Below are 24,683 nucleotides of genomic sequence, written 5' to 3'. Positions count from 1 at the left end.
GCTCCGATTAGAGCAAGAGGATTAGCGGGCAGTGGTCTGACACTTCCGGGCGATAGACCACTTCGAAGTGCTCGACAGTCTCTTCGCGATTGACCAACATGTAATCTGCAAATCGGCCGGGTTTCATGTACAGCGAGTTCCTCGTGCCAGCAAAACCTCTCGTGGTCACAAGCTCGGTGAAACCGCGATCCGCGAGAAAAGCCAGGGTCGCACTATCCGGCTCAACGTTGAAATCGCCACAGATGATCCTGAGATCACCTGGCTCGGACACCTGATCTGACAATCGGATCAGACGACGAGCCTGGTCTGCACGTTCCGGCGTGTCCATCTTCCCCCTCAAATCGCGCAAACCATGCATATGCGTGATACTCAAGGACCTTTGCCGGTCAAAGTCGTAGAGACGAATCCCATGTGCACTCCGCGATCTGGGGTGCTCGCCAAACCCGTTAACTGAGAAGCCCTTGTGAACAAAGGCTTGAGCTTGGCCGATGATAGGAAGCGTCTTGTGAATGAAGGTCGCTAGGCCCCATTGCGAAGGAATGGACTTGTCACCATCCCACAGCACGCCCTGTGCCGCCGGGCAGAAAATAGCGATATGATTCGGCAAGGCCACTGAGACATCGCGAAAGAAGTTGGCCCGCTGAGGAAGGACGTGGTCGCCGTCCCGATAGGTCAGCCAGTCTTGATCGGTTTTCGGGGTGTGCACGACCTCCTGCAGACACAAGACTTCCGGAGCCTCGAAGGCGATATAGGCAACAAGCGCTTCATGAAGCTTGCCGCCCCACCCATTCAAGCACATCAGCTTCATTACAAGTTACTCCCGCTCCTCTATGTTCGGGAGCTGTACGAAATCTTGCCAGGCCGTGGCGCGTTCAACTGCTGCGGTCGGAGTGCTCCCGAGGTGGGCCATTTTCCCTTACACAGGTGTCTTGCCTGTCGCTGCAATCAGTAGTCCACCCAATAACGGCAACGTTGATTATAAAGGCAGAGCTCATGCCTCGCCGCTCCGGTCCCTGATATAGTCGGTAGTCGAGAACCATTACGTTCGCTGCGAGAGTGAAGACAATGAGAGCCGCCGCGGCGAAAGGCCGGCCTATTCCTGCGGCCAGTAGCAAGCCCCGCCGCAATTTCCAGAGCGGAACCGAGAGCAAGGCGCAGGGTCGGCATTGGGAATTGCCGCTCAGATAACTGAGCGGCAACAGTTTTGAAGTTCGAAAAGTGTTCGGTCCCGGCCCAGACGAACACGCCGCCAAGGAAGATAAAGCCGAGGTCGTAACCAAGTCCGCCATTGTTTGACAGCGCTACGCAGCCGACCACACGGCAAGTTCATAGCCGTCCGGATCTTCGAAATGGAACCTTTGTCCGCCGGGAAACGAGAAAACCTGTTTTACGATCCTGGCTCCGACTTCTTCCAGGCGCTTTTGAATTTCTGGAAGATCATCGGCATAAAGAATGACTAGCGGCCCTCCGGGCGTGACGGATCCGCTAGTGGTGAGGCCACCTGTCAGGCGCCCATCGGTGAACTCGCAGTAGGTTGGCCCGTAGTCGGTGAAGGTCCAGCCGAACGCCTTTCCGTAGAATTCCCTCGAACGCGCAATATCCGTGACATTGAACTCGATGTTGTCGATCTGCCGGTCGTTGCCCTTGGCACCCATGAAACACCTCTTTTTTCGTTTATCGATATGATGGCGTGATGATGGTCGTGGTGATGAGGGCAGTCTTGAACAAAACGGCCATTCAGCCGGTAAGTTGGTGCACGAAATCCTGTGCGGTCATATCGCATACGGTCCTGATTTCGCCACTGAGATGCCTGGTCGGCATGTCCGGCCGCGAGCATCCTGCCTGTCCGGTCGAATTTCCAACTTACTCAAAATAGCCGGGTCTGAGCTTCGAACCGTCCCGCCGAAACATTTTCAATAGCTTCGGTGCCTAAACCCGCTTGAACGTTTCGCCAAGCCAGTCGCGCCATTTTGGTTCGCCCGCCGCTGCGCGTTGCTTGGCGTCATCGCCGTAGAGATAGAAGGTCATGCTGGCGATGGTGGCGTCGCCGACGCCGTAGGTCCCGATCTGCGCGATGCCGGGTGCGGGCTGGTTCAGAAGGAGCAGAACGTAGCGTTGCCTCTCACCCTGCTCCACGCGCTCGACGGTGCCGGACAATTGCTCCGGCGTTTGCGGAGTCGTCCTTTCCTCGCCGGCATTGGCAGCGGCGAGGCCGAGCACCTGGATCAATTGCTTCCAGACATCGAGATGAGGCGCTTCGACACGCGTCGTAGCGAAGGCCACGGCCGCCTCCATGCCGGCGAAATGTGAGAGATAAAGGCGGAGAACCTCGAAGAAGCCGGTCCAGCCGCCCTCGAACCCTTCCATCTGGTCGTCCCAATCGTCAGTCGAGGCGAACAGTGAATGGACCATGCGAACGATGCAGCGGTCACCCGATCTGGCGGTCACTGTGATTTCCGTCGCGAGAGGTGGCGCGCCCTCGGCCCAGTCGCGTTCGACATAGCCGAACCGGAAGGGCGGCTCCCAAGCCGTCACCTCGCCTTTGGATTCTCCGTTCTCGCCGATGTCGAAACGAATCGTTCCGCCGACGCGCTCGTCGATCATGGTCGGCGTGAACCAGGCGGTGTAGCCAGGACCAGTTGCGATCGCCTGCCACACCAACTCGGGCGTGCCGGGCACGATCAGCTCCATCTCGACCCAGCGCTTGCCGGTTTCGTCCTTCTTGATGGGCATGAGGGTTATCCTTTCAGGGTTTGGCGTCGGGCGGCGCGGGATAGGAGGCAACGACGAGCCGGTGGGGTCGACCGCCGGGCGCGCTTGCGTCGTGATAGCGCGCTGCGAGTGCCGAGACAGTATTGGTGAGATCGACTGTGAAGGTGGCGCGATCGGCGGGCGAGCGGAAGCGAATGACGGTGTCGATCGACAGCGTGGCAAGCCCCTTGTCCGTTTGCCGGACGCAGCGCCACAGCTCGCCGACTTCGCGCACGACGCGGGCCGCGAGCGCTATGAGATAGCTGGCTGAAAGGCGGTCGTCGTTGCGGGCCGGATCGGCGCCGATCGGACCCAGCGCTGCAGGCGAAACGACATAGGACGAGGCCGTGGCGACCATCAGCCGTTCGGTGAGACCGCCCCATCTCCGTTCCTCGACAGCCTCTATCAGCTTGTGATGCTCCAATACCCGAAGGTGATAGTTCACCTTCTGGCGCGTAAGACCCACCCGCTCGGCGAGCGAGGCGGCAGACGAAGGCTCTGAAAGCTCAGCCAGCAATCGAGTTTTGATCGGGTCCAGCGCAACTGCTGCTGCGGCGGGCGCGTCAATGACCTCGAGCTCAAACATGCGCCTTTTTCGCATTGACAGATTTTTTTGTCAATGTAGCCCCAGCCGACAAACAACCCGATGATGCCCGCGGGCTCAACTCAGAGCTTCGACGACTGCGGAAAATGCGGCGCATAAGCGCCGCCCCTCGAATCGTCACGGCATCTGTTTCAATGTCGTCACTTTGTAGACACGCCCGGCAGCATCATACGTCGTCCACTCTCCAACTTGTACACCGTGCTCAAAATAGCCGGATCTGAGCTTCGAACCGTCTCGCCGAAACCACTCCCAGTAACCGGTCGGTTGTCCATTGAAGGTCTGACCTACCACCCACAAGCTGCCATCCTTGTGCCGTTTCTCAAATGGTTTCACATCAGTCATCAAGCTGCCCTCTGCAGGATTTCACACACGTCGCAGGTCAGTTTACGAAAAATATCGTCAAATCGTTCCGTGTAGCGACCTGCAGTTCCGTCTCCTTTCGACACCGACACGCTCCCGCCCTTCGCAGCATCATTCCCGCTTGTCTGCGCTGATCCTTGGTGCGACTGATCGCATGGCGCCATCAATTATGCGCCCCGTTTCGGCCGTTTGGGATGCCTTTGCGACTGCGCGAATCCAGCATATACGAGGGCCCAAATGGATCCTCGTATATCGCCCGAAGAACTTCCGGTTCCAAAGGTGTGCGGCGGCCTCATCTGCTTTCCATAGCGAGAGCTGAAAAAGCCACCAATTTCTTCCCCATGTTGCGAGGTTTCTGGCATCTGGAAGCAGCAACTCGACATCATGGCTGATGATCATGCCGCCTGAGCGGTTTCGGATAGCTTTGGAACGAGTACCTCCTTGGCAAACTGCCCGAACCTTCTGGCGGGCTTGCCGGAAATCGCCTCCACCGCGTCGGTGGTAAAATCTCCCCAGCCACGCGAATAGGCTAGGAGGTAGTCGTGAAAACCCTCGGCGAACCATTCGTCCAGGCCCATGTCCCTGACGCTTTGGGCGAGAGAATCCGGCGAGATCGGCACGTAGCGTATCGTGCGGCCGAGCAGTTCCGAAAGCTCTCGAACGATTTCATGGAAGGAAATCGACGCCGGACCCGTCAGATCATAGGTGTTGCCGTCCCAGGCCGGACTCAGCAGGGCGCACAGAGCAACGTCGGCAATGTCGCGCGTGTCGATCATCGCGAGCCCTGCATCGCCGGCAGCGGCATGGAGCGTGTCTTTGGCATTGAGGGTAGGCACGTCTGCGAGCAAATTCTGCATGAAGAAGTGAGGCCGCAGGATAACGCTCGGGATGCCGCACGCGCGAAGCTCGTCGTCGGTCCTGCCGTGTTGTCTGTTATTGTCCGACGGGCCGTCGGGTCCGGCGAGAAGTGCCGAGATCCTGACGATCCGCCTGATGCCCGCCTGTTTTGCCGCCGCAATTCCTGCACTTGCCCAGGTGCTGGCGTTCTCGTGCGGCGGCGTCAGGAAGAGCAGCGTCTCGACGCCGTCATAGGCAGCGTCGAGCGCCCCCGGATCGTCGAAACTGGCGACGACGGTTTTTGCGCCCTGCCTTTCAAGCATCGCCCGCTTTTCGGGCGAATGCACCATCGCGCGGACGGCCTGGTCTTGCTGGAGAAGCGACGGTATAAGGTGCTGCGCGATCTTACCGGTCGCGCCCGTGATGAGGATTGTCATGATTGTCTCCTATGTCAGGTAAGCAGAGCCGGTCGCTCAGTCTTCAGACAGGAAGGCCGGGTTGTAGACTACTTCCCAGAGGTGGCCGTCTGGATCCTGGAAATAGCCGGCATAGCCACCCCAGAATGTCTTGCCGGCCGGCTTGATCACGCGAGCGCCGGCGGCGGCTGCGCGAGCCATCACCGCGTCGACTTCGCTCTCGCTGATGACGTTGTGCCCAAGCGTGAATTCCGTGGGACCCGGTGCTGCCTTCTCTATGCCCACGTCGTGGGCGATGTTCGCACGCGAAAACAGGGCGAACTTGAGGCCGTGCTGAAGATTGAAGAAGACCACCGCGCCGTGCTCGAACTCCTGGCCAATGATGCCGTCTGTCGGCAGCCCAAGGCCGTCGCGATAGAAAGTCAAGGATGCTTCTAAATCGTCGACACCGATTGTGATTACGCTAATTCTAGGTTTCATGGTAACTCTCTCCGGGTATTAGTACGCCGTTGAACGGCTCGTCGGTCGGTCGCGCCATATTGCAGATGTAATTTTGAGCCCGGGAGGGTTCGACTTCTTGAAGAATTCGGCCAATATCGTCGGGCGCGAACAAACAGCACCGCCGGCGCCGGCAGGCACAGTCGGCAGCTTCCGTGAGTGGCCCGTTTCGGCGGGCCTGCAACCCTTCTTCTCGGCGGTGTGGCTGCATGAGATCCCGCAGGAGCGGACACCCCCCATCATCGTCGCTCCCGACGGCACGATTGATCTGCAATGGATCGACGGTCGCTTCCGCGTCGCGGGTCCGGACAAGGAGGCCAACACCGAGTTCATACCGGCCGGAACGACCGTCATCGGTTTTCGCTTTCGCCCCGCGGCGGCTGTGGCATGGCTGCGCATTCCCGCAAGCGAGCTTGTCGGTGCACGGCCTTCCCTGCACGATCTTTGGGGTACGAAAGCGGCACGTCTTTCCAATCGGATCACGAAATCCCTGGAAGACGGCAACGCGATTTCGGCGATAGAGGCGGTCCTTGCCATGCATGCGGCTGACGGGCCGATCGATGCGGCGATGAGCGCGGCGCATGCCCTGATCAACGCGGGGCCGCCCGCGGGCGTGCCGCTCGTTCCCTGGCTCGCCCGGTCGCTTGCCATGAGCGAGCGCACTCTGCGCCGCCGCTTCGACGAAAGCTACGGTTATGGACCGAAGACACTCGAGCGCATCCTGCGCCATCAGCGCTTCCTTAGGCTTTCTCGAACGGCGCAATCGTCGACGGCGGTAATGGCAGCAGAAGTTGGCTACTCCGACCAAGCGCACCTGGTGCGAGAAAGCAGACGTCTCGTCGGCGTAACGCCGCAAGCATATCGTCGCATCGAATCTAGATTGTGTGAACAAACCTGATCCACTGTCTGTTCGTAGCGAGTTGAAAGAATCCTAGACTAGGAAGCTAAAGCCAGCACTGGCCGTTTACACGCGGGGCTTCCCAGTTCGCTCGACCGGGAACCATTTTTTTGATGAGTGCGCCAGGCTCCTGTTTCGAGAGGACCGGCGCTCTCAGTTCTCCGGCAGGCCCACGCTGCGGAAGAAATGGGCCTTCAAGCGCTTGGTGATCTGTGTGCGACTGACTCGTTTTTTGCCAAGCAGAACGTCATCGACGACGCCAAGAATCCCGCCAAATAAAACGACGACCGTAAATTCAGGGTCATCAATGGACCAAGCGCCAGCATCAAGCCCGGCTTCAAGAAGGGTCTGAGATGGTCGGCTATAGGATTACGGCCTCCGTCCGGATGGGCGTGCTACAGCATGTCGACCAGAGGGCCATTGTCCAAGAACCCTGAGGTCGCTGCTTTCACCCAGACGGCGAGCCTCGCGCTCCAGTTCGTTCTGGGCGCTTTCGCGACGGCTATATCCAGATCAGCGACAAACTTGCGAACGAAACGCTCCCATAGCGCTGCGTGAATGTCTTCCTTGGATGAAAAATGGAGATAAAAGGTGGCCCTTCGCGACGTCAGCGCCGGCGGTGATCTCCTCGATGGTCGTGGGGCCTATTCCTTTTTGGAGGATCAATGCTTCAGCCGCATTCATGAGTTCCCCCCGGCGTTCTTCAGGAGGTTTCGTTCAGGGCCTGGTCTTGTTGGTGACGCTCATGCACCTCCCGCTCGTGACTGACTGAATCGTGGTCGCTGACCAGAGTAGAACTCCGCCTGGTAGATGTCACGCAGCCATTTGAATAATTCTAGAACGGCGACCGATCCAACCGTCAGTACATGGCGCTCGTAGCCGCCGGTGGCCTCGCACACGATGAGCATCGCGCCGAGCCTGTGCTTGTGGTTGCGTCTTTCCTCGCGGCGCAGGACGCGGCGCACCGCGGTGGCAATCGTCTCCTGGACGTCGGCGGGCAGGAAGTGAAGGGTCAATCCGTGCTTGGCGATCTCAAAGGCGATGATATGCTCATAAGACTGTGGCTTGGCGGTCATGGCGGCTGTCCGGGCTCCTGGATTGTATTTGACCGTTAAGGTCTCTCTACCGTTCGGATGGTCAGACTGCTGCGGCAGGAGCGGAGATAGATTGCGACCGCAAGGTCCGTCCACGCCAGGCTCTCCTGCCGCATGAAGCGTTGGCTGGCCCGCCAACGCTTCATCTCTTTCTGCCCCGCAAACGCCGGACCAAAAGAAAAATCAGAAATATAATCCACGCCCGTACCGGAAAACGGTGTCCCCATATCTTGGAAAGTTCGATTGCCGGTTTCGGAAACGATCTAGGTGACCGTTTCATCGAATAGTGATGCGAACTCGTGGGGGAGACGGATCATATCGGGCGATCAGGATCTAGCCATCCGACCGGACAATCCCCGCAAGAGTGGCTTGAAGCTTCAGGTCCGCGACTTGCGTAAGGCGTTCGGCGCTTTGGAAGTGCTGAAGGGGGTCTCGCTCGATGCGTACGAGCACGATGTGATCTCGATACTGGGCGCGAGCGGCTCGGGGAAAAGCACGTTTCTGCGGTGCATAAACTTTCTGGAAGCGCCGACCGGCGGGACGATCAAGCTCAATGACGAGGCGATCAAAACCTGGATTGGCCCGTCCGGCAATCAGCTTCCGGCAGACCCGAAGCAACTGCAACGCGTTCGCTCGAAGCTCGCCATGGTTTTCCAGAATTTCAACCTGTGGTCTCATATGACGGTAATGGAGAATGTCATCGAGGGACCGATCTCGGTGCTCGGCGTCGAGCGCCGGCAGGCCATCGCGAACGCCGAACGCCTGCTTGAGAAGGTCGGATTGTCGGATCGAAGGAATTATTATCCAGCCCTGCTCTCGGGTGGCCAGCAACAGCGCGCGGCGATCGCGCGCGCCCTGGCGATGGACCCCGAGGTTCTTCTGTTCGACGAACCGACATCGGCCCTGGACCCGGAACTCGTGGGCGAAGTTCTGGCCATCATCCGCGCGCTGGCGGCAGAGGGCCGGACGATGATTATCGTGACCCACGAGATGGCCTTCGCGCGCGATGCTTCCACCCGCGTCATCTTCTTCCGCGAAGGTCAGATTGAGGAAGAGGGGCCACCCGACCAAACAATGACGCGTCCGGCGTCCCTGCACTTTCAGCGCTTTCTGGCGCGGTCGCATCGCTGAGACAACTGAGGGAGGATCACATGAAAATCCGACTTATGGCTGCCCTGCTGGGTGCCCTTGTCGCCACTGCCGCTTATGCCGACCAGACAATTCGTTTCGCCACTGAGGGCGCTTTTCCACCGTTCAACGAAAGGGCTCCGGATGGATCGCTCGCAGGTTTCGAGATCGATCTCGGCATGGCCCTATGCGCAAAGATGGGTCGGCAATGCGAGTTCATCGCGCAGGAATGGGACGGCATGATCCCAGGTCTTCTCGCCCGCAAATACGATGGCATCTTCGCCTCGATGTCGATCACCGAGGAGCGCCAGAAGAAGATCGATTTCTCGAACAAATATTACGAATCCGGTGGGGTCTTCGTGGCATCAACCAGCGCCGCAGTCGACACCTCCGACAAAAGCTGGGTGGGAAGACGGTCGGCACGCTCTCGGCGAGCAGCTATCTCTGCTACCTCGAAAAGACCTATCCCAATGCGAAGATCGTCACGTACCCGAACGCCGACGCGCTTTATCTCGACCTGACGTCCGGCCGGCTGGATACCGTCTTCGCGGACGCAGTCGCAACCGATTTCGGTCTGCTTAGGACAGATGCCGGCAAGAACATGGCGATCGCGTCGGAGGTCATCAGCGACCGCGAATGTTTCGGGGAGGGCGCCGGGATAGGGCTCCGGAAGGAGGATGCCGAACTCCGTGAGGCGTTCAACAAGGCGATTGTCGCGGTTCGGGAGGACGGAACATATGAAAAGATCGCGAAGAAATACTTCGCATACGACATCTACGGCGACTGACCGGACCATACCCTCATGGAAGCAGTTCTGCAGTTCTCGCCATTCCTTCTCGCTGGCCTCAAGGTGACGATCGCCCTCAGCCTTGTATCAATCATGGTGGCTGTCCTTCTGGGCTTGCTTGGCGCATGGGCGAAGCTTTCGGGCTCACGGAGAACTCGGCGGATCGCAGAGCTATACACGACGCTTGTTCGGGGCGTGCCTGATCTCGTTCTCATGCTGTTGCTATACTTCGGTGGGCAGATGGCGTTGAACCGGATCGGCAACGCCACAGGCTTGTGGGACTATGTCGAACTGGACGCGTTCACTGCCGGTTTCCTGGCGATCGGATTCATCTTTGGATCCTACATGACAGAAACCTTTCGCGGAGCCTTTCTGGCAATACCGCGGGGTCAGATCGAGGCAGGGATCGCCATCGGGATGAGCGGCTTTGTCTTGTTTCAGCGCATCATCTGGCCGCAACTGGTCCGCTACGCGCTGCCGAGCTTTACGAACATCTGGCTGAGCCTCATGAAGACGACCGCACTCGTGTCGGTCATGGGGCTCGAAGATCTTGTCTATAACGGCTACGCCGCCGGCAAGACCACGCATCAGCCGTTCACCTTCATGTTCGTCGTGCTGATAGCGTATCTGGTGATGACCGCGGTGTCGGATGTCGGGCTTCGTTGGCTCGACCGACGCTACAGCGCGCATCTGCAGCGAGCCTGAGTGCGATGAGCTTCGCCGACCTTACCGCAGCACTCAAGGAAATCAGTGAGACTTGGTCGCCCTTCGATTTCATGCTCGCAGCAAAGCATGTGGACCTCTTCCTCCTCGGTCTTCGCAACACGATCCTCCTGCTGGTCGGGTCCTTGTGCCTTGCCAGTCTTCTCGCCATCCCGCTTGCTGCCGTCAGAGCGGCGCGCACGCCTATCTTCAACACATGCGTGCTTGCCTATACCTACCTGTTTCGCGGCACGCCACTTCTGGTCCAGGTGTACATGCTCTACTACGGCGCGGCGCAGTTCGCCTTTGTGAGAGACTCGTTTCTCTGGACCGTTCTACGAGAGCCGTGGTGGTGCGCGTTCATCTGCATGATCCTGTGCAGCGGGGCTTACATCACCGAAGTTTTCAGGGGAGCGATAGAAGCGGTGCCGCGAGGAGAGATCGAGGCGGCCAAGGCATGCGGCATGTCGGAGGCCAAGCTTTTCCGACGCATCACGCTTCCGAACGCGTTCAGAAGCGCGCTGCCCGCCTATGCCAACGAGGTGATCTTCTCGGCGCATGCGACGGTGATCGCGAGCACGATCACGATCGTCGATATTCTCGGCGCTGCGAAGCATTTCAACAACAAGTACTACCTCGCGTTCGATGGGTTCATCATCGCGGCAGGGCTCTACATGCTCATCGTCTACGCGATCACCCGCGGTTTCCGGTTCTGGGAAGGCAAATGGCACCGTCATCTGTCCAGGGTCCATGCGTGATGTGCTGCTTGTCCGAGAGCTCGCCGGGGAGACGTTCGATGCGATTAGGCACGCATGGGAGTAGGGTGTGATGAGCACACAGCTCGACATCGATCTGGACGCGGAGGGCCGGCAGTTCGGCACGGTTACCATGCCTCTGAATCTCGCCGAGGGCAGCGGGTCTCAACAAGTGGAGATGCCGATTATATCGCTGCGTTCGGGCGCCGGCCCGACATTGGTCCTGACCGGAGGCGTGCATGGGGATGAATACGAGGGACCGGTCGCGCTGGCGGAACTCGGCCGCACGCTAGACCTGCGCCATGTCAACGGACACATCATCATCATGCCGACTGCGAACGGACTCGCCTTCTTGGCGGGGAAGCGCAACACGCCCCAAGATGGCGGCAATCTCAACCGTGCATTCCCGGGCACTATCGACGGCACGTTCACGAGCCGGCTGGCCCATTTCATCGAAACGGAACTGCTTGCCCGCGCGGACTATACCGCCGATTTTCATGGCGGCGGCGAAATACTGGACTTCCTGCCGTCGACCCTTTTCGTCGTTACCGGCGACGCCGCCGAGGATCAAAAGCGAATGGATCTCGCGGCGGCGTTCGGCGCGCGACACTGCATGCTGTTCGGCTTCAAGACGATGGGCGTGGAAGTGGGCATCGACGCGGCCATGCTGAGACAGGGCGTCATCGGCATCAGCGGCGAGTATGGCGGCTCCGCGGCGCTGGGCATCGAAACCCTCGACATCTGCCGCCAGGGTGTGCGCCGATTGCTGGCGTATACCGGTATTGTCAGGCCGGAAATGCCGCCGCCACTCGCCATCGAGCCGACACTGGTCGATGTGCGCGAAGAGGAATCCTATGTGGTGGCTCCGTGCGAAGGGGTGTTCGAGCCGGTGGTCGAGCTGGGGGGCTTCGTGCAGGGCGGGAGCCCTGTCGCGCGGATGCATAGGCCTGACAGGCCTGCCGAAGAGGCAGAGATCGTTCATGCACGGTGTGATGGCATTGTCATGGCAATGCGAGCGCGTGCGAAATCCTCGCCGAACGACTGGCTCTTCGTGATTGGCCGCCCGGTGCGGCTCTGAGCGCACGACAGCGGACAAACAGAGGCCTTGCGTCTGGAGCTACCTCATGAGTTTGCCATCGGCGTTTCTCGGTTTGCCTGAAGCATTCGCAGACGAGCGCGAAGCGAAGATCGTGTTGTTCGGTGTTGGACACGGAAGCAGTTACCCGGGCGTCGATACGAGCGGATATGCACTCGCAGCCGAGGCCATTCGTGCGGCCAGCAGAGACGCCGCCCCAGATTTGGACAATTGGGATTTCGATCTCGGAGGGCCCGTCTTCGACGGTCGGTCCGGATGCTGCATCGATGCCGGCGACGTCCCGTCGACCATGTACTGGAACGCGGCAAACCGCTCGGCGATCAAGACGAAAACGAAGTCGGTCGTTCAGCGCGATGCCGTGCCGGTCATGATTGGCGGCGACTGCTCGGTCACGATTCCGTTTCTGCAGGGCTTCGAGGATGACGGTCCGATCTGGGTAGTGCAGATCGATGCCCACATCGATTGGCGCGACGAGATCTACGGCGAGCACTTCGGCGCTTCGAGCCCGATGCGTCGCGCCAGTGAAATGCCGCATGTAGCAGGCATCGTGCAGGTAGGCGCGCGAAGCGTCGGTAGCGCTCGGGCCAGCGACGTCGAAGATGCGCTGCGCTATGGTAGCCGCCTGGTGACCTCGCGTGAGGTTCATGCCATGGGCATCGCGGTTGCTCTGGAATACATTCCGGACGGAGCACGTGTCGGGATCACGCTCGATTGCGACAGCATCGATCCGGCAGTCTTCCCGGGCGTCCTCGCCCGCACACCGGGCGGACTTACCTATACACAAACGATCGATCTGATCGCGGGTATCGCACGGCGAGGGAAACTGGTGGGTTTCAATCTCGTCGAATTCTATCCGCCGGCTGATGTCGACGGGCTGTCCGCGCTCGTCGCCGCGCGCATTGTCGTCAACGTCCTCGGCGCGCTTGCGCGGCAAGGCTGATACTCAGACGAGGCGGGCGACGACTGCCTTGGCGATCATGATGTCCTGGACTGCGACGCCGGTCAGATCGGCGATGGTGATGACGTCGCGGGAGTGCCCGCCGGCGCTGCCCGAAATGAGATTTCCCAACTCGATGACGTGCTCCACGTCCAGTAACCCCGCGGCGACAGCCGCGCTGATCTCGCCGCGCAGTAGACATTGCTCGACACTATCTGCGACCACCATGTCCGCCTTTTTCAGGAGCAATGGGTCGAGCTCCCGCTTCCCCGGCGTGTCCGAACCCATGGCGGTGATGTGAGTGCCCGGCTTCACGTCGCCGGCCAGTAGGAACGGCTCATGCGACGACGTAGTGGTCACGATCAGCTGGGCGCATGACGCGACTTCGGCCGGACTCGACACAACGCGCGCATCGAATCCCAGCCGTGAGATGTCGCGCGCCGCCGCCGCCGCATGTTCGCCGTCGCGGCCCCAAAGCACAAGCTCCCGGCAGTTGGTGACCTGACGAAGATAGTCGGCCTGCAGACGCGCCTGCACGCCGGAACCGCAGATGCCGATCGTAGTCAGACCCGACGGTTGCATGTGACGGGCCACTACGGCGCCGGCCGCCGCTGTCCGATGGTTGGTCAACTCCCCTTCTTCGAGAAGGACGCAATTGACCTGACCGGTTTTGGCAGAGAGCACCAGCATACAGCCGGAGAAGGGAGGCAGCCCGGATTTCGGATTGTCGAAGAACCCGGTCGCGAGCTTTACCACGAAGATGTCGTCGCCGCGAACGGTTCCGTATTTGATGTGAAGCTCGCCGTTCGCTTCCGGGAAGAGGAGTTCGCCGACGGGGGGAACATCGACCTTTCCCTGCGAATAGGCAACGAAGCCGCGCTCGATTTCAGAGACGACATCTATGTCCGGCAGCGCTTCCAGAATTCGTTCAAGTGGCACAATTTTCGTCAACCCAATCTCCTCGGCCGAAGCACATTCGCTCGGTGCGTCGGGCCCTAACACAGTGCCTTCCCGGTTGGTTTCCGCGTTTGGAAACCTGGCTTTCGTATTTAGTCAACGCACGTGACGTCGGCCGAACTAACGTCTGGGCCGCAACAAAGATCAGACCGACGCCGTTGCTCCGGCAGGGAAGGCGAGCAGTCAGTGAAAGAGGGGACAGATATGAGGAACAAACTGTTTGGCGCGATCGCCGTTCTGGGCATTGCATTCGCGCCGGTCGCTGCGGCAGCCGAAGACATCACGTTTGCTACGGAAGGGGCGTATCCGCCGTTCAACTTCCGCGCGGCGGACGGTTCGCTGGCGGGCTTCGAAATCGATCTCGGTCAGGCGCTTTGCCAGAAGATAAACCGCACCTGCGTCTTCGTCTCGCAGAACTGGGACGGGATGATCCCCGGCCTGCTGGTAAAGAAATTCACCGGTATCTTCGCGTCCATGTCAATTACCGAGGATCGCAAGAAACAGATCGACTTCACCGATCCCTACTATCGGACCACCGCCTCCTTCGTCGCTTCGGTATCGAAGAAGATAGATTTCTCCGACAACGCGCTGGCTGGGCTCAGGATCGGCACGGTTCCCGGAGTGTCCCAGTGTTACCTGGAGAAGACCTACCCCGATGCCGCGCTTCAGGTGTACCAGAACTCGGAGGAGATGTTCTTGGACGTCAGCTCGGGCCGGCTGGACGCGATCTTCTCGGACAAGATCCAGCTGGACTTTGGCCTGTTGAAGACCGAGCGCGGCAAAGGTTTTGCCTTCCAAGGCGAGACGGTGACCGACCCGGATTGCTTCGGCGAGGGTATCGGCATCGGATTGAGGAAAGAGGACAAGGACATCCGCGAGGCGCTGAACAAGGCGCTGGCGGAGGCGCGCAAAGATGGAACCTACAAGGCCATCAACGACAAGTATTTCGACTACGACATATTCGGTGAATAGGGCGCAAAGCCAACCTCAAGCTCGTAATTTATGGACTAACAGGCGCCAGCATCCGCTGGCGCCTGTTTGTATTCGAGCAACGCAAAGCTCAGTCGCGCAGGCCTACGGATCGTCAGCAACCCCACTTTCCAAAAAGCGGAATTAAACCGGCTGGCAAGAATGGCACTGTCTGTGGAGCCGAACGCTTCGCCGACAACTCCAACCAGCGGTCCCATCTAGATGTCCATCGATACCGATTTCCCAGCCACCGCCAAGCTGACCTATCTCAACGCGGCAAACGTCGCCCTGATGCCGCGTTCGGCCTCCGATACTGTCGAAGCTTGGCAGCGCGACATCGCCGAAAACGGCTCGCTGAACTTCGACGAGGTCGCGGAAGATCTCGTCTTCGACGAGGTACGCGGCGCGTTTGCCCGCTTTATCGGAGCGACATCGACCGATGTAGCGGTTGCTTCGTCCGCCAGCGAGTTCGTCTCGTCCATCGCCTGGGCGGTCATGCCGAAAGCCGGAACGCGGATCGTGACCACGGACATCGTGTTCCCCAGCACGTCATATCCATGGGCCCGGGTGGCGCGGCACACCGGAGCGGAAATGCATTACGTCGCCAGCACTGACGACGTGGTCGACGAGGACCAACTGATTGCCGCGATCGACGACAGGACATCGGTTGTTTCCATCTCCCATGTGGAATATTCCACCGGCCAGCGTTTCGACCTGAAGCGCATTTCGGATGCGGCAGCACGCGTCGGCGCATTCTTTCTGGTGGATGCGTCACAGTCTCTGGGTGCCGTTCCGCTCGATGTCAGCGAGGTCGCGATCGATGCCCTCGTCACGACATCCTACAAATGGCTCTGTGGACCGTTCGGCGTCGGCCTAGCGTACATATCCCCCCGCCGTCAGCAGACACTGGATCCCGGCATCACCGGCTGGAGATTCCATTCGGAGATCTACAATTTGCAGGCGCAGCGTTGCGTATACCACAATGACGCGCGCCGGTTCGAATTCTCAACCATGGCTTACGGGTGCGCCGCCGCGCTCGCGAAAAGTATCGACTACCTGCAGGAGATAGGCGTATCCAACATCATGCGCCGAAATTTGGCGCTAGCGGATCAACTTGTAAAGGGAATTTCCGATCTCGATATTCACCTCGCAACGCCGCTTGCTCCCGAGGCGCGCAGCTCGATCGTCAGTGGCAAGTTCCGGCACATCGAGTCCAAATCAGTTGTTCGCAAGCTCGTCGAGAAGCAGATCTTCGTATCCCCGCGCCGCGATTACTTCCGCGTCTCCCCGCATCTCTACAACACGCCGCGCGACATCGACCGGCTGGTCGAGGAACTGGCGGTGATCGGCAAGGCCGGTCCACGCGTCTGAGAAAAGCGCTCTCGCGCTGTTTCGACTTTGTGGTCGTAAGGAGGTTGCATTATGCCAAGCCGGGAAATGCAGGACGTCATCGAATTCCTGAAGAAGCGACGGGTCCAGCGTGCGGCCACGCCGCCCCGGCCGCTTCCCGTCGCGCGTGACAGTTTCGCGCCGGTCGGGCAACTGCGCCCGCTCGCCGATGATGTGGCGGTCGAGATACTGGATGCAGACGGGGTACCCGCCTACTGGCTTTCAATGCCTGAAGTCACTGGCTCGTCGAAGGTTCTTTTCTACCTGCACGGCGGCGGCTACTACCTTGGATCACTACGGAGCCATGGGCCGCTCGTCGCGCATATCGGCCGGGTCACGACACGGCGCGTGATGTTTCCAGAGTACCGGCTCACCCCCGAACACGCGTTTCCGGCTGCTTTCGACGACACTTTGACGGCTTGGCGATGGCTCGTCAGGTCCACCAGCGTCAATCCGAAGGACGTGCTGCTGGCGGGAGACTCCGTCGGCTCTGCGCTCGCCCTGGCGCTTCTGCACAGACTGCGCGACGATGATGAGCAGCTGCCCGCGGCAACGCTGCTCCTCTCTCCGCTTCTCGACCTCACTGCATCCGGCGCTTCCATGAGCACGCTTGCCGATATGGACATCGTCTTCACCCGCGACATGGTGCTCGATTTGGCGAAAACCTACATGAACGGCGTCGATCCGCGTAGCCCGTCGGCGTCTCCGCTGTTCGCTCCGCATGGCGGATTGCCGCCCATGCTCATCCAGGTAGGGGGCGCGGAAGTCCTGCTGAGCGATTCCGAACGTCTGTCCGAGGCAGCGGCGCAGGCTGGCGTCGAGGTAATTCTGGAGGTCGCCGAGGGCCTGCCCCATGTTTATCACGGAGCGCTCGAAGCGCCGGAGACTTCCGAGGCGTTGGCGCAAATCGCCGAGTTCTCGAACCGGTTCTAGACCGATCTTTCGAAAGCTAGCGGCTGGCGGAGATCAGGATTGCCCGTACCACGGTTCGATCGTCGAGCACGCCTGGTGCAGGACGATCGGATCGGAGATCAGCTCGAATTTGGAGTCATCCGGATAAGTGACCGCGATATGCGGGTGGGGCCCGGCGAAGCGGCACACGGAACTCCAACTGTCCCAATAGGTGATCAAAAATACGTGCGTGAAACCGGCCTGATGCTCATAACGGAAAAAAACGCCGAGATTGCCCGGGATCTTGACGACCTCTTCGATGACTTCGCGCTGAAAATATTCAGCGAATGCGTCACCGTGTCGAGACGGCACCGTGCCATGCCATGAGCGAAGGATCATCGGTAGCTCGCTTGTTACCCGGGACGCCAAAACGTCCGGGAAGAGTATCGATCGTTCGGAAGCTCTCGCCAGGTCGTCTGGCGAGAGCGTCGCATTCGGGGCGGTGGATCACCAGTTTACCGAGTATCTGTCGATCACCCAGAGCCAGGAGCCATCGGGTTGCCGGCGTGCCACCTCGGAAGTGATGTCGCCGTCGACGCTGCGAGTCGAGGTGAGCGCGAGATCGCCCGATATCAGCGCCGGCCTCTGTTCTCCCATCCGGAACCGACGTCCCTCGGGGCCGATACCGGTCACCTGCAATTTCTTGAAGAACTCCCGGATGGCCGCCGTGCCTCTCAGGAGCTGACCGTCGTTCATGCCGTCATTGAGTTCGATGACAGCATCTGGCTCGAACAGGGCGGTCATGCCATCGACGTCGCCGGCATTTTCCCTGGCGACGAGCTGTCGTTCCAGATCCTGCGGATCAAAGAGTGGGCCTTTTGTTACCGCTATAGTCATTCTGGCGCTCCGCGATCATGAGAAAGTGCACCTATCAAAGGTGCCTCGATGACCTTCTACCGGCTCGCAACCGCAAACGTCAGACGACAGTTGGCAATCCGACTTTCCAAATTGAGCAACCAAGCACGCCCCGCCGAAGTGCGATCGGCTGGATAAGCGCGCTGGTTCGGCAAGGCTTATCATCACTTTACAGATAGTCTGATCATCAGATAAGCTGATTAGTGCGTCCGTTGTCATCCCCTGACGCGATCGCACAATGATTCTGGAGGTTTGATTTGAGCTGGCCTCATCGCATATTCGCAAACCAGTTCACTGACTTCGAGCTCAAGTTGCTTAGGGTTTTCCGCACGGTGGTGGACTGCGGGGGCTTCTCCCCTGCCGAAGTCGAGCTCGGACTCACCAAGTCGGCGATCAGCAAGCATGTGAGCGACCTCGAAATACGCCTCGGAGTGAGGCTTTGCGAGCGAGGCCGCAGCGGTTTCGCACTCACGCCGGAGGGAGAGGTTGTCTACGATTCGACGACGCAGCTGCTCGAGGCGCTGGAAGAGTTTCGCTCGCGGGTCAATTCGTTCCATTCCGAACTCGTCGGAACCGTCTACATCGGCTTTATCGAGAATCTTGTTACCAACGAGAATTTGCTGCTCCACCGCATACTGTCCGATTATGTCCAGTCGCATCCCGGATTGACGCTGAAACTGGTCATCGGCTCGGGCAGCGAGATCGACCGCGCCGTGCAGGAACGACGGCTGCATATTGGCGTGTCGATGGTCGCCGACCGCTCCGCCAAGATCATCTCGATGCCGGTCCTCAAGGAAACAAGCTACCTCTATTGCGGCCGCGAGCACGAGTTGTTCGGTGTCGAGGACGATGCCATCTCCAACGATCTCCTGTCGCAGTGCATGCTGGTGCAACACAGCTATTCGGCAGCCGAGACGATACTCGTCAGCGAGCTAGACCTGAAGCCGAGGGCGACGTCGCACCAGACCGAAGGCATCCTGTTCCTGGTTCTTGCCGGACGTCATGTTGGCTTCTTGCCATCCCACATGGCTAAGCCCTGGGAGGCGACGGGTACGATCCGCGCGATACGGCCTGTGGAGATCAGGAAGGAAACAGAGATCGCGATCAAGGCGCCGCGCGCTTCGATGAGCAACCCGATTGTGAGGAGTTTTCTCGCGATCGCCCGCAAGCACAACAAGGAGCGTGCCGACCCGCCTTCATCGCTGGCGGCAATTGGTGGGGTATCGAAGGGCAGCAGCCGCGGAAGGCTCAACCAGCTACGGCAATTGCTGCGCGATTAAGGTTTCAAGCGCTGATGCGTCGAAAGCTTCGGCTGTGTCTGATTTCGATCGTGGCTTCGACTTCGACCGGAACGCCTTGCGGAAGGGCGGCTACGCCGACGGAGGTTCGGGCGTGCTTCCCGGCCTCGCCGAAAATCTCGACCATCAGGTCGGAGGCGCCGTTCATCACCAGATGCAGCTCCCTGAAGTCGGGCGTCGACGCGACATAGCCGACGAGGCGTATGACGGAAGAAACCCTATCCAGGTCTCCTAGCGCTGCCTTGATCTGCGACAGGACGTTCAGGCCGCAAATCCTGGCTGCTTTCTGGGCATCTTCGAGGCCGATGTCCCTGCCAAGGATTCCGAGATACGCGCTCTTGCCATTCAGGCGCGGCACCTGCCCGGCAAGATAGAGAACATTACCGCAAAGCTTGAACGGGATGTAATTCGCGGCAGCAATGGGGGCCTCCGGCATTGTCATGCCGAGTTCGATTAATCGTGTTTCGTACAGACCGGGCATGATCTCTCCGCAAATCTGGTGAACAACACCCTAAAGATTGGCGAGCTGGACGAGCGTATTGGCGAGCACATTGACTCCCGCGACCATGTCGCGAAGTTCGGCGCTCTCCGCTTCGTTGTGGCTTATGCCGCGCCAGCAGGGGATGAAGATCATCCCGGCCGGCGCCAGCTCTGCGATGTAGCGCGCATCGTGACCTGCGCCCGACGGCAAGAACATGCGCGAATAGTTGAGGCTTTCCACAGCTTTGAGGATGGCGTCCGGCACGGGGCCCGTGAACTGAACCGGGCTCGAATGCCGCAGCTCGCTGACGCTTGCCTCGCATCTGCCGGCTTTTTCCCGCGCTACAACGGCGATCTGATCGCCAAGCGTTCGAAGGATGTCCGGATCGGGATGCCGGAAGTCGATCGTGAACGTCACCGAGCCGGGAACGACCGCCATCGCGCCCGGAGCCACGTCCATCTCGCCCACAGTGAAGCGAACGATATCTTGAGGATCGTGAAAGACCTTCCGCAACTCGCTGAAAATCTCCATCGCGGCAACGAGCGCGTCTTTCCGCAGCCGCTCGGGTGTGGCGCCGGCGTGGCTGGCTTCCCCGACGATCTGGACCTTGAAGCTCCGGTGACCCTGTATCGCGGTGACGATGCCGATGGTCTTGCCTTGCGCCTCAAGTTCCGGACCTTGTTCGATGTGAGCTTCGACATAGTAGGCGATGGGCGAGCGGAATTGGCGGTGTGAGACGCGAGGATGGTCGTCGAGAAACTCCGCAAGCGAGGTCCCGACCGAAATGTCCTGATTGTTCCTGATCGCCATCAGCTGCGGCAGCTTGTCGGGATCCGCGTGGGCCTGCGAACCGAGGCAGCCGACTCCGAACTGGGCGTCGGCTTCCTCGGCGGTCCAAATAACTACTTCGATCGGACGTCTTGTCACGATCCCTGCGTCGTCGATCGCTTCAAGTGCCTCGAATGCCGCCAGCACACCGTAGATGCCGTCGAACCGTCCACCATTCGGCTGCGTGTCGCTGTGGGAGCCGCTGACGACGGGAGCCAGACCGCTTTCTGAGCCTTCGCGTCGCACGAAGAGGTTGCCGAAGTCATCCATCATCGAGGCGAAGCCGCGAGCGTCGGCCCATGACAGGAACAGCCTTCGCGATTGGATATCTTCCTTGCTGAATGGCAGCCGGTGGACGCCGCCAAGCGGCGTCGCGCCGATCCGTGCCATATCGAGGTGCCGCTGCCAAAGGCGGTACTGATCGACGTGGCCCGCCAATGTGTCGAGCGAGTTGGAATTTGCATTCACCGGCATGTTCAATCCTGCCTTGTATCTGCAACAGTATCGCTGGTGGCGTGCGAACCTGTACGCCAAGCCGCGCTCAACCGATCACCGGCATCTCGCGAGGCGCGCGGCGGTTTAGCAGCCTGATCCCATCCGCAGTAACGGCGACGTTCTCTTCATGGACGCAGACGTGGCTGCGCATCTCGCCATCGACATCTATCTGGTAGGTCATGCTGGGCTCGATCGTCAGGACCATCCCGGTTTCGACCACTGTTTCCACTCCGGGTGCGATCGACGGGGTTTCACACATGCGTAGCCCGAGGCCATGCCCCATGCGCCCGAGCCCGAAGGGTTCAAACGGCAGCCCGACTGCCTCGGAAGCCCGATGCATCGCAGAAGACATGTCGTGCCAGATCTCGCCCATGGTTCGTCCGGGTTCGGTGGCTGCGATGCCGACCTCCGTCGCCTCCCAGACGATGTCGTAGATCTGCCGAAGCTTTTCGTGGAGCGGCCCGAGGGAGAACTCACGGTTGAAGTCGCAGAAATATCCGTGACGGGTGCTGCCGGTGTCGATGACCAGCACGTCGCCCTCGGAGAGCTTCCGGCTCGATGGCTCGAGATTGAAGCAGGGATAGCCGAAGCGGTCCGCCACGCCGATCACGTAAGGCGAAGCCTCGGCGCCACGCTCCAGCAGTTCATGGCGGAACGTGTTGCAGGCTTCGCGAATGCTCATGCCCGCCCGAATGCGCGCCGGCAGCGCCTCATAGGCGTCGGACGCGATGTAGCCGATGACATTGACCTTATCGATCTCAGCAGCCGATTTGCGCATCATGAGCTCGCGAAGCAGCGGGTACCCGTCGACCAGTTCGGTCGGCGACAACTCACGTCCAAGCCGCAGGAAGTCGCCGGCCGGCATCGTCAGGCGGCTCTCGGGGCCAAGTTCGGCGCCCACGCGGCCATGGCGGCCGGACACGCTGCGGATCGCGTCGCGAACCAGCGAAATCCCGTCATCTTCGGGTCGTGGCGAAACCCACATACGAACGTCACGCACCCAGGAGGTGCGTCGCGTCATCTCCGTGTTGCTGGTCGGCACGATGAGGATGATGTCGCCACGCGACGGCAGCACGGCGTAGCGTGGTCTCGTCAGATTGACCCAGGTCGGACTGTGAAACCCGGTGAAGTACCTGAAATGGTCTTCGCTGGTGATGAGAATAGCGTCGAGCCGCTCGCGGTGCATCAGCTTCTGAGCCGCCGCAAGACGAGCTTCATACTCGCCGACTTCGAATTCGAATTCGCTCACGCCGCGTCCTTCCATGATCTCATGACGCTGATCCTTAAATCCTGTCGAGCAGTCGTTCGAAATCCGGGATCGTCGCGGCTTCGCATATGCGTGACAACGCCTTTTTCGCCGGATCCATCCACCGCTGTCCTCCTGCCGTTAGAACGCAGACAACAGGGCGCTCGCGGTCGAAGCCCTCCACTTTCATGAGCTTGGGCAGGCACGCGACAGTAAGGGCCGAGCTGGTTTCGACATTCAGACCTTCCTCCGCAAGCGAAGCCACAGCGTCCTGGATTTCCTCCTCGCTTGCGGACAATCCGTATCCGCCTGATTTCCGGATGGCGTCGAGTGCGTCGTCGCTGCTCACCGCCTCGGATGTCGATTTTGCCACGCTTTGAAAAGGAGGCAACTCGACCGCAATGTCGGACCCGCGCTGAAGGGAAACTTCTATGGAATTCGCCTTGTCGGGCTGGGCAGCGACCAGTCGCGGGAGAGTTTTGATGAGACCGGCGTCCCGGCAATCCAGAAAGCCCTTGAACCCGCCGTAGAGACCGTTTCCGCGCGCGCAGGGGAACAACATCGCGCCGGGGGCCTCTCCGAGTTCCTCGACGACCTCGTAGGCGAATGTCCGGTAGCCCTCCACACCAAAGGCGTTCTGGACGGGCTTGGCCAGGAACAGTCCGATCGGGAACCAATCCGGACGTCTCGCGGCGGTTTCAAGCGCCGAAAACCTGAGCTCACGGTCCGTGACAGCAATCCGGGCGTTATAAAAACTTGCCTCCGCGAGAATCCCAGCCGGCGTTCCATGCGGGACGATGACCATGCTTTCCATTTCAAGCGCGGCGGCATAGGCCGCGACGGCAACGGCAAGGTTTCCTGTCGATGAGACGACGATCTTGCGAAAGCCGAACGACCGCGCGGCATTAGCCGACATTGCCACGAACCGATCCTTGAACGACGCCGTCGGATTCTGCTGCTCAAGTTTGAAGTAGAGATGCGGGATACCGAGCCGTTTGCCAATGATCCGGGAGGGAATAAGGGCCGTTCCACCCGCGCCAAGCGACAGAAACGCATCCTTGTCCTGGACGGGAAGCACGTCGAGCCAACGATCCAGTCCGCGTCCGCTGCGTGCCGAGAAATCCTCTGGATTCAGCGCGGAGGACCGCGTCAACTCGAGCAGCCCGATCTTTCCGCGTGTCGCACACTCCGGGCAACCGTGCACCATTGGGCCGAAGTCATATTCCGTGCCGCACGTCTGGCATCGCAGCCGCCAGTTTCTTTGGCCCCGAAGTGTCATTTCGCTAGCTTCCTACCTAAAAAATGCGCGAGCGAGATCGTTCGCCCGTTAAGGGCGCGATGACGCCAACTGCCTTTGATGCCTTAGTTTCGGTCGGGGTCGCCGTGACTCTCGATCACGCGGGCGGAGCTGCGGATGTGGGAGGCCATCGCGTCACGCGCTGCGTCCGGGTCACGGCTTTCGATTGCTGACAGGATAGCCAGATGTTCCTTGACGTCACGCTGCGGCATGAGCGGCGTCTCGCGCATGATCTTCTCTCGGAACTCGCGCACTTGAACGACGACGAGATTGATCGATTCAGCCAGAACAGGATTGTGCGCGGCCGTCGCGATCGCCTTGTGGAACAACGCATTCTGCTGAAAATACACATGGCCGGCCTTCACTTCACGCTCCACGGCCTTGTGCTGCTTCTGCAGCTCCGCCAGATCGTCGGCAGTAGCGCGGCGCGCTGCAAACTCCGCCGCTTTCGTTTCGAGCGCTTCTCGGACATCGAGAAGATCGAGCAGCGCACGCCGGTTCAACTGCTCGACGTCAACATTGCGCCGGATGGACGCAAACGGGCTGGAGACCTGCGCGCTCACGACCGCGCCAACGCCTTGCCGGTTAGTGACAAGCCCGAGCGTGACCAGCCCGCGAACCGCCTCCCGCACCGTCGATCGGCCGACGGAAAACGCCTCCATCATCAAGCGCTCCGAAGGCAGGCGCTCACCCGGTTTGATCCGGCCCTCCCTGATCTCCGAAAGGATCTGGTCGAGCACGTTCTGGCTCATCGACATGCGGGATGGCGGCTTGAAGCGCGTCGGCTCGGGCGCGGCGGTGTCGCCGCGTCCCGCCTCCGAAAAAGGCTTCGACTGATTTGATCGACCCAAAGGTGTCCTCCTTGCAAATTTTCGCGCAGGTCCAGCATCGCGAGTTTTGCCGATCGAGACTAGATCGGACTACACCCCGATGTCACGCCGCGTCGAAACATGAGCGTTCGCTCGTTGCAGTGTTACGTCTGCTTATCAGACATGTTGCTACAATGTAAAGCGGCAACTTCCGATGACTGCGTTTTACGGTCCCATGAATCGTA

At 59.9% G+C, this 24,683-nt stretch carries 28 protein-coding genes and 1 pseudogene; 12 read left to right on the top strand and 17 right to left on the bottom strand.

The window, feature by feature from the left end; all coding sequences use genetic code 11:
- Positions 1-7: 7 nt before the first annotated feature.
- The 7 genes from AO692_RS28200 to AO692_RS28175 all read right to left on the bottom strand — a co-directional run bounded on the left by AO692_RS28200 (position 8) and on the right by AO692_RS28175 (position 5,448).
- Complete coding sequence (locus AO692_RS28200; RefSeq protein WP_054313355.1) at positions 8-808, bottom strand: endonuclease/exonuclease/phosphatase family protein; 801 nt, start codon at positions 806-808, stop codon at positions 8-10.
- Between the two features lie 493 nt (positions 809-1,301).
- Complete coding sequence (locus AO692_RS28195) at positions 1,302-1,655, bottom strand: VOC family protein (RefSeq protein ID WP_054313354.1); 354 nt, start codon at positions 1,653-1,655, stop codon at positions 1,302-1,304.
- Between the two features lie 274 nt (positions 1,656-1,929).
- Positions 1,930-2,733: an SRPBCC domain-containing protein gene (locus AO692_RS28190; RefSeq protein ID WP_054313353.1), complete on the bottom strand. Its 804-nt coding sequence runs from the start codon at positions 2,731-2,733 to the stop codon at positions 1,930-1,932.
- A 13-nt stretch (positions 2,734-2,746) separates the two neighbouring features.
- Positions 2,747-3,337 carry a helix-turn-helix domain-containing protein gene (locus AO692_RS28185; RefSeq protein ID WP_054313352.1) on the bottom strand — a complete coding sequence of 197 codons (591 nt, stop codon included), beginning with the start codon at positions 3,335-3,337 and terminating at the stop codon, positions 2,747-2,749.
- A gap of 135 nt (positions 3,338-3,472) precedes the next feature.
- Positions 3,473-3,697, bottom strand: coding sequence for a hypothetical protein (locus AO692_RS32520; RefSeq protein WP_082407606.1), 225 nt, complete (start codon positions 3,695-3,697; stop codon positions 3,473-3,475).
- 413 nt (positions 3,698-4,110) lie between these two features.
- A complete protein-coding gene (locus AO692_RS28180) occupies positions 4,111-4,989 on the bottom strand; it encodes an SDR family oxidoreductase (RefSeq protein ID WP_054313351.1) in 879 nt (292 codons plus the stop codon).
- 36 nt (positions 4,990-5,025) lie between these two features.
- Positions 5,026-5,448: a VOC family protein gene (locus AO692_RS28175; protein ID WP_054313350.1), complete on the bottom strand. Its 423-nt coding sequence runs from the start codon at positions 5,446-5,448 to the stop codon at positions 5,026-5,028.
- A 97-nt stretch (positions 5,449-5,545) separates the two neighbouring features.
- Between AO692_RS28175 and AO692_RS28170 the strand changes: the two genes are divergently transcribed.
- On the top strand, positions 5,546-6,364 hold the full coding sequence (locus AO692_RS28170; protein WP_244483525.1) for an AraC family transcriptional regulator: 819 nt from the start codon (positions 5,546-5,548) through the stop codon (positions 6,362-6,364).
- Positions 6,365-6,877: 513 nt separating this feature from the next.
- Here AO692_RS28170 and AO692_RS33820 read toward each other — a convergent pair.
- Complete coding sequence (locus AO692_RS33820) at positions 6,878-7,048, bottom strand: TetR family transcriptional regulator (protein ID WP_244483524.1); 171 nt, start codon at positions 7,046-7,048, stop codon at positions 6,878-6,880.
- Between the two features lie 59 nt (positions 7,049-7,107).
- Entirely contained in the window at positions 7,108-7,440 is a 333-nt protein-coding gene (locus AO692_RS28165; RefSeq protein WP_054313349.1) for a hypothetical protein, read from the bottom strand.
- A gap of 387 nt (positions 7,441-7,827) precedes the next feature.
- Here AO692_RS28165 and AO692_RS28155 point away from each other — a divergent pair, with 387 nt between their 5' ends.
- From AO692_RS28155 to AO692_RS28125, 7 genes and pseudogenes are all read left to right on the top strand, one after another.
- Positions 7,828-8,589 carry an ATP-binding cassette domain-containing protein gene (locus AO692_RS28155; RefSeq protein ID WP_054313347.1) on the top strand — a complete coding sequence of 254 codons (762 nt, stop codon included), beginning with the start codon at positions 7,828-7,830 and terminating at the stop codon, positions 8,587-8,589.
- 20 nt (positions 8,590-8,609) lie between these two features.
- Positions 8,610-8,957, top strand: a pseudogene (locus AO692_RS33905) (transporter substrate-binding domain-containing protein); the annotation flags it as partial.
- On the top strand, positions 8,852-9,373 hold the full coding sequence (locus AO692_RS33815) for a transporter substrate-binding domain-containing protein (RefSeq protein ID WP_280138689.1): 522 nt from the start codon (positions 8,852-8,854) through the stop codon (positions 9,371-9,373). The pseudogene AO692_RS33905 and the gene AO692_RS33815, both read left to right, overlap by 106 nt.
- A 15-nt stretch (positions 9,374-9,388) precedes the next feature.
- Positions 9,389-10,078, top strand: coding sequence for an ABC transporter permease subunit (locus AO692_RS28140; RefSeq protein WP_054313344.1), 690 nt, complete (start codon positions 9,389-9,391; stop codon positions 10,076-10,078).
- 5 nt (positions 10,079-10,083) lie between these two features.
- Complete coding sequence (locus AO692_RS28135) at positions 10,084-10,833, top strand: ABC transporter permease subunit (RefSeq protein ID WP_054313343.1); 750 nt, start codon at positions 10,084-10,086, stop codon at positions 10,831-10,833.
- Between the two features lie 70 nt (positions 10,834-10,903).
- Positions 10,904-11,908, top strand: a complete 1,005-nt coding sequence (locus AO692_RS28130) for a succinylglutamate desuccinylase/aspartoacylase family protein (RefSeq protein ID WP_054313342.1) — start codon at positions 10,904-10,906, stop codon at positions 11,906-11,908.
- A 46-nt stretch (positions 11,909-11,954) separates the two neighbouring features.
- Positions 11,955-12,866, top strand: a complete 912-nt coding sequence (locus AO692_RS28125) for an arginase family protein (RefSeq protein WP_054313341.1) — start codon at positions 11,955-11,957, stop codon at positions 12,864-12,866.
- Positions 12,867-12,869: 3 nt separating this feature from the next.
- On the opposite strand, the gene AO692_RS28120 is transcribed toward AO692_RS28125, so the two are convergent.
- Positions 12,870-13,814, bottom strand: coding sequence for an ornithine cyclodeaminase family protein (locus AO692_RS28120; protein ID WP_054313340.1), 945 nt, complete (start codon positions 13,812-13,814; stop codon positions 12,870-12,872).
- Between the two features lie 210 nt (positions 13,815-14,024).
- Here AO692_RS28120 and AO692_RS28115 point away from each other — a divergent pair, with 210 nt between their 5' ends.
- The 3 genes from AO692_RS28115 (at position 14,025) to AO692_RS28105 (ending at position 17,111) form a co-directional block, all read left to right on the top strand.
- Positions 14,025-14,792: a transporter substrate-binding domain-containing protein gene (locus AO692_RS28115; RefSeq protein WP_054313339.1), complete on the top strand. Its 768-nt coding sequence runs from the start codon at positions 14,025-14,027 to the stop codon at positions 14,790-14,792.
- A 219-nt stretch (positions 14,793-15,011) separates the two neighbouring features.
- Complete coding sequence (locus AO692_RS28110; RefSeq protein WP_054313338.1) at positions 15,012-16,160, top strand: aminotransferase class V-fold PLP-dependent enzyme; 1,149 nt, start codon at positions 15,012-15,014, stop codon at positions 16,158-16,160.
- A 66-nt stretch (positions 16,161-16,226) separates the two neighbouring features.
- Positions 16,227-17,111, top strand: a complete 885-nt coding sequence (locus AO692_RS28105; RefSeq protein ID WP_054313337.1) for an alpha/beta hydrolase — start codon at positions 16,227-16,229, stop codon at positions 17,109-17,111.
- Between the two features lie 33 nt (positions 17,112-17,144).
- Here AO692_RS28105 and AO692_RS28100 read toward each other — a convergent pair whose 3' ends face one another.
- Both AO692_RS28100 and AO692_RS28095 read right to left on the bottom strand, forming a co-directional pair.
- Positions 17,145-17,468, bottom strand: coding sequence for a hypothetical protein (locus tag AO692_RS28100; RefSeq protein ID WP_054313336.1), 324 nt, complete (start codon positions 17,466-17,468; stop codon positions 17,145-17,147).
- A 108-nt stretch (positions 17,469-17,576) separates the two neighbouring features.
- Positions 17,577-17,966 (bottom strand): nuclear transport factor 2 family protein, encoded by a 390-nt coding sequence (locus AO692_RS28095; RefSeq protein ID WP_054313335.1) that lies wholly within the window; start codon positions 17,964-17,966, stop codon positions 17,577-17,579.
- A gap of 275 nt (positions 17,967-18,241) precedes the next feature.
- On the opposite strand from AO692_RS28095, the gene AO692_RS28090 reads away from it, so the two are divergent.
- Positions 18,242-19,264 (top strand): LysR family transcriptional regulator, encoded by a 1,023-nt coding sequence (locus AO692_RS28090; RefSeq protein ID WP_054313334.1) that lies wholly within the window; start codon positions 18,242-18,244, stop codon positions 19,262-19,264.
- A gap of 4 nt (positions 19,265-19,268) precedes the next feature.
- Here AO692_RS28090 and AO692_RS28085 read toward each other — a convergent pair whose 3' ends face one another.
- The 5 genes from AO692_RS28085 to AO692_RS28065 all read right to left on the bottom strand — a co-directional run bounded on the left by AO692_RS28085 (position 19,269) and on the right by AO692_RS28065 (position 24,369).
- The gene (locus AO692_RS28085; RefSeq protein WP_054313333.1) at positions 19,269-19,763 is read right to left on the bottom strand and encodes a RidA family protein; all 495 of its coding nucleotides are present in this window, start codon (positions 19,761-19,763) and stop codon (positions 19,269-19,271) included.
- Positions 19,764-19,793: 30 nt separating this feature from the next.
- The gene (locus AO692_RS28080; protein ID WP_054313332.1) at positions 19,794-21,065 is read right to left on the bottom strand and encodes a M20 family metallo-hydrolase; all 1,272 of its coding nucleotides are present in this window, start codon (positions 21,063-21,065) and stop codon (positions 19,794-19,796) included.
- A 67-nt stretch (positions 21,066-21,132) separates the two neighbouring features.
- On the bottom strand, positions 21,133-22,335 hold the full coding sequence (locus tag AO692_RS28075; RefSeq protein WP_161808140.1) for a Xaa-Pro peptidase family protein: 1,203 nt from the start codon (positions 22,333-22,335) through the stop codon (positions 21,133-21,135).
- Positions 22,336-22,369: 34 nt separating this feature from the next.
- Complete coding sequence (locus AO692_RS28070) at positions 22,370-23,539, bottom strand: pyridoxal-phosphate dependent enzyme (protein ID WP_054313330.1); 1,170 nt, start codon at positions 23,537-23,539, stop codon at positions 22,370-22,372.
- Between the two features lie 155 nt (positions 23,540-23,694).
- Entirely contained in the window at positions 23,695-24,369 is a 675-nt protein-coding gene (locus tag AO692_RS28065) for a FadR/GntR family transcriptional regulator (protein ID WP_161808138.1), read from the bottom strand.
- Positions 24,370-24,683 lie beyond the last annotated feature (314 nt).

This window comes from Mesorhizobium sp. 1M-11, assembly GCF_001303895.1.
Taxonomy (GTDB): domain Bacteria; phylum Pseudomonadota; class Alphaproteobacteria; order Rhizobiales; family Rhizobiaceae; genus Mesorhizobium.
Note: the sequence above shows the minus strand (reverse complement) of the source record. Positions and strands in the feature narration are given on the sequence as shown.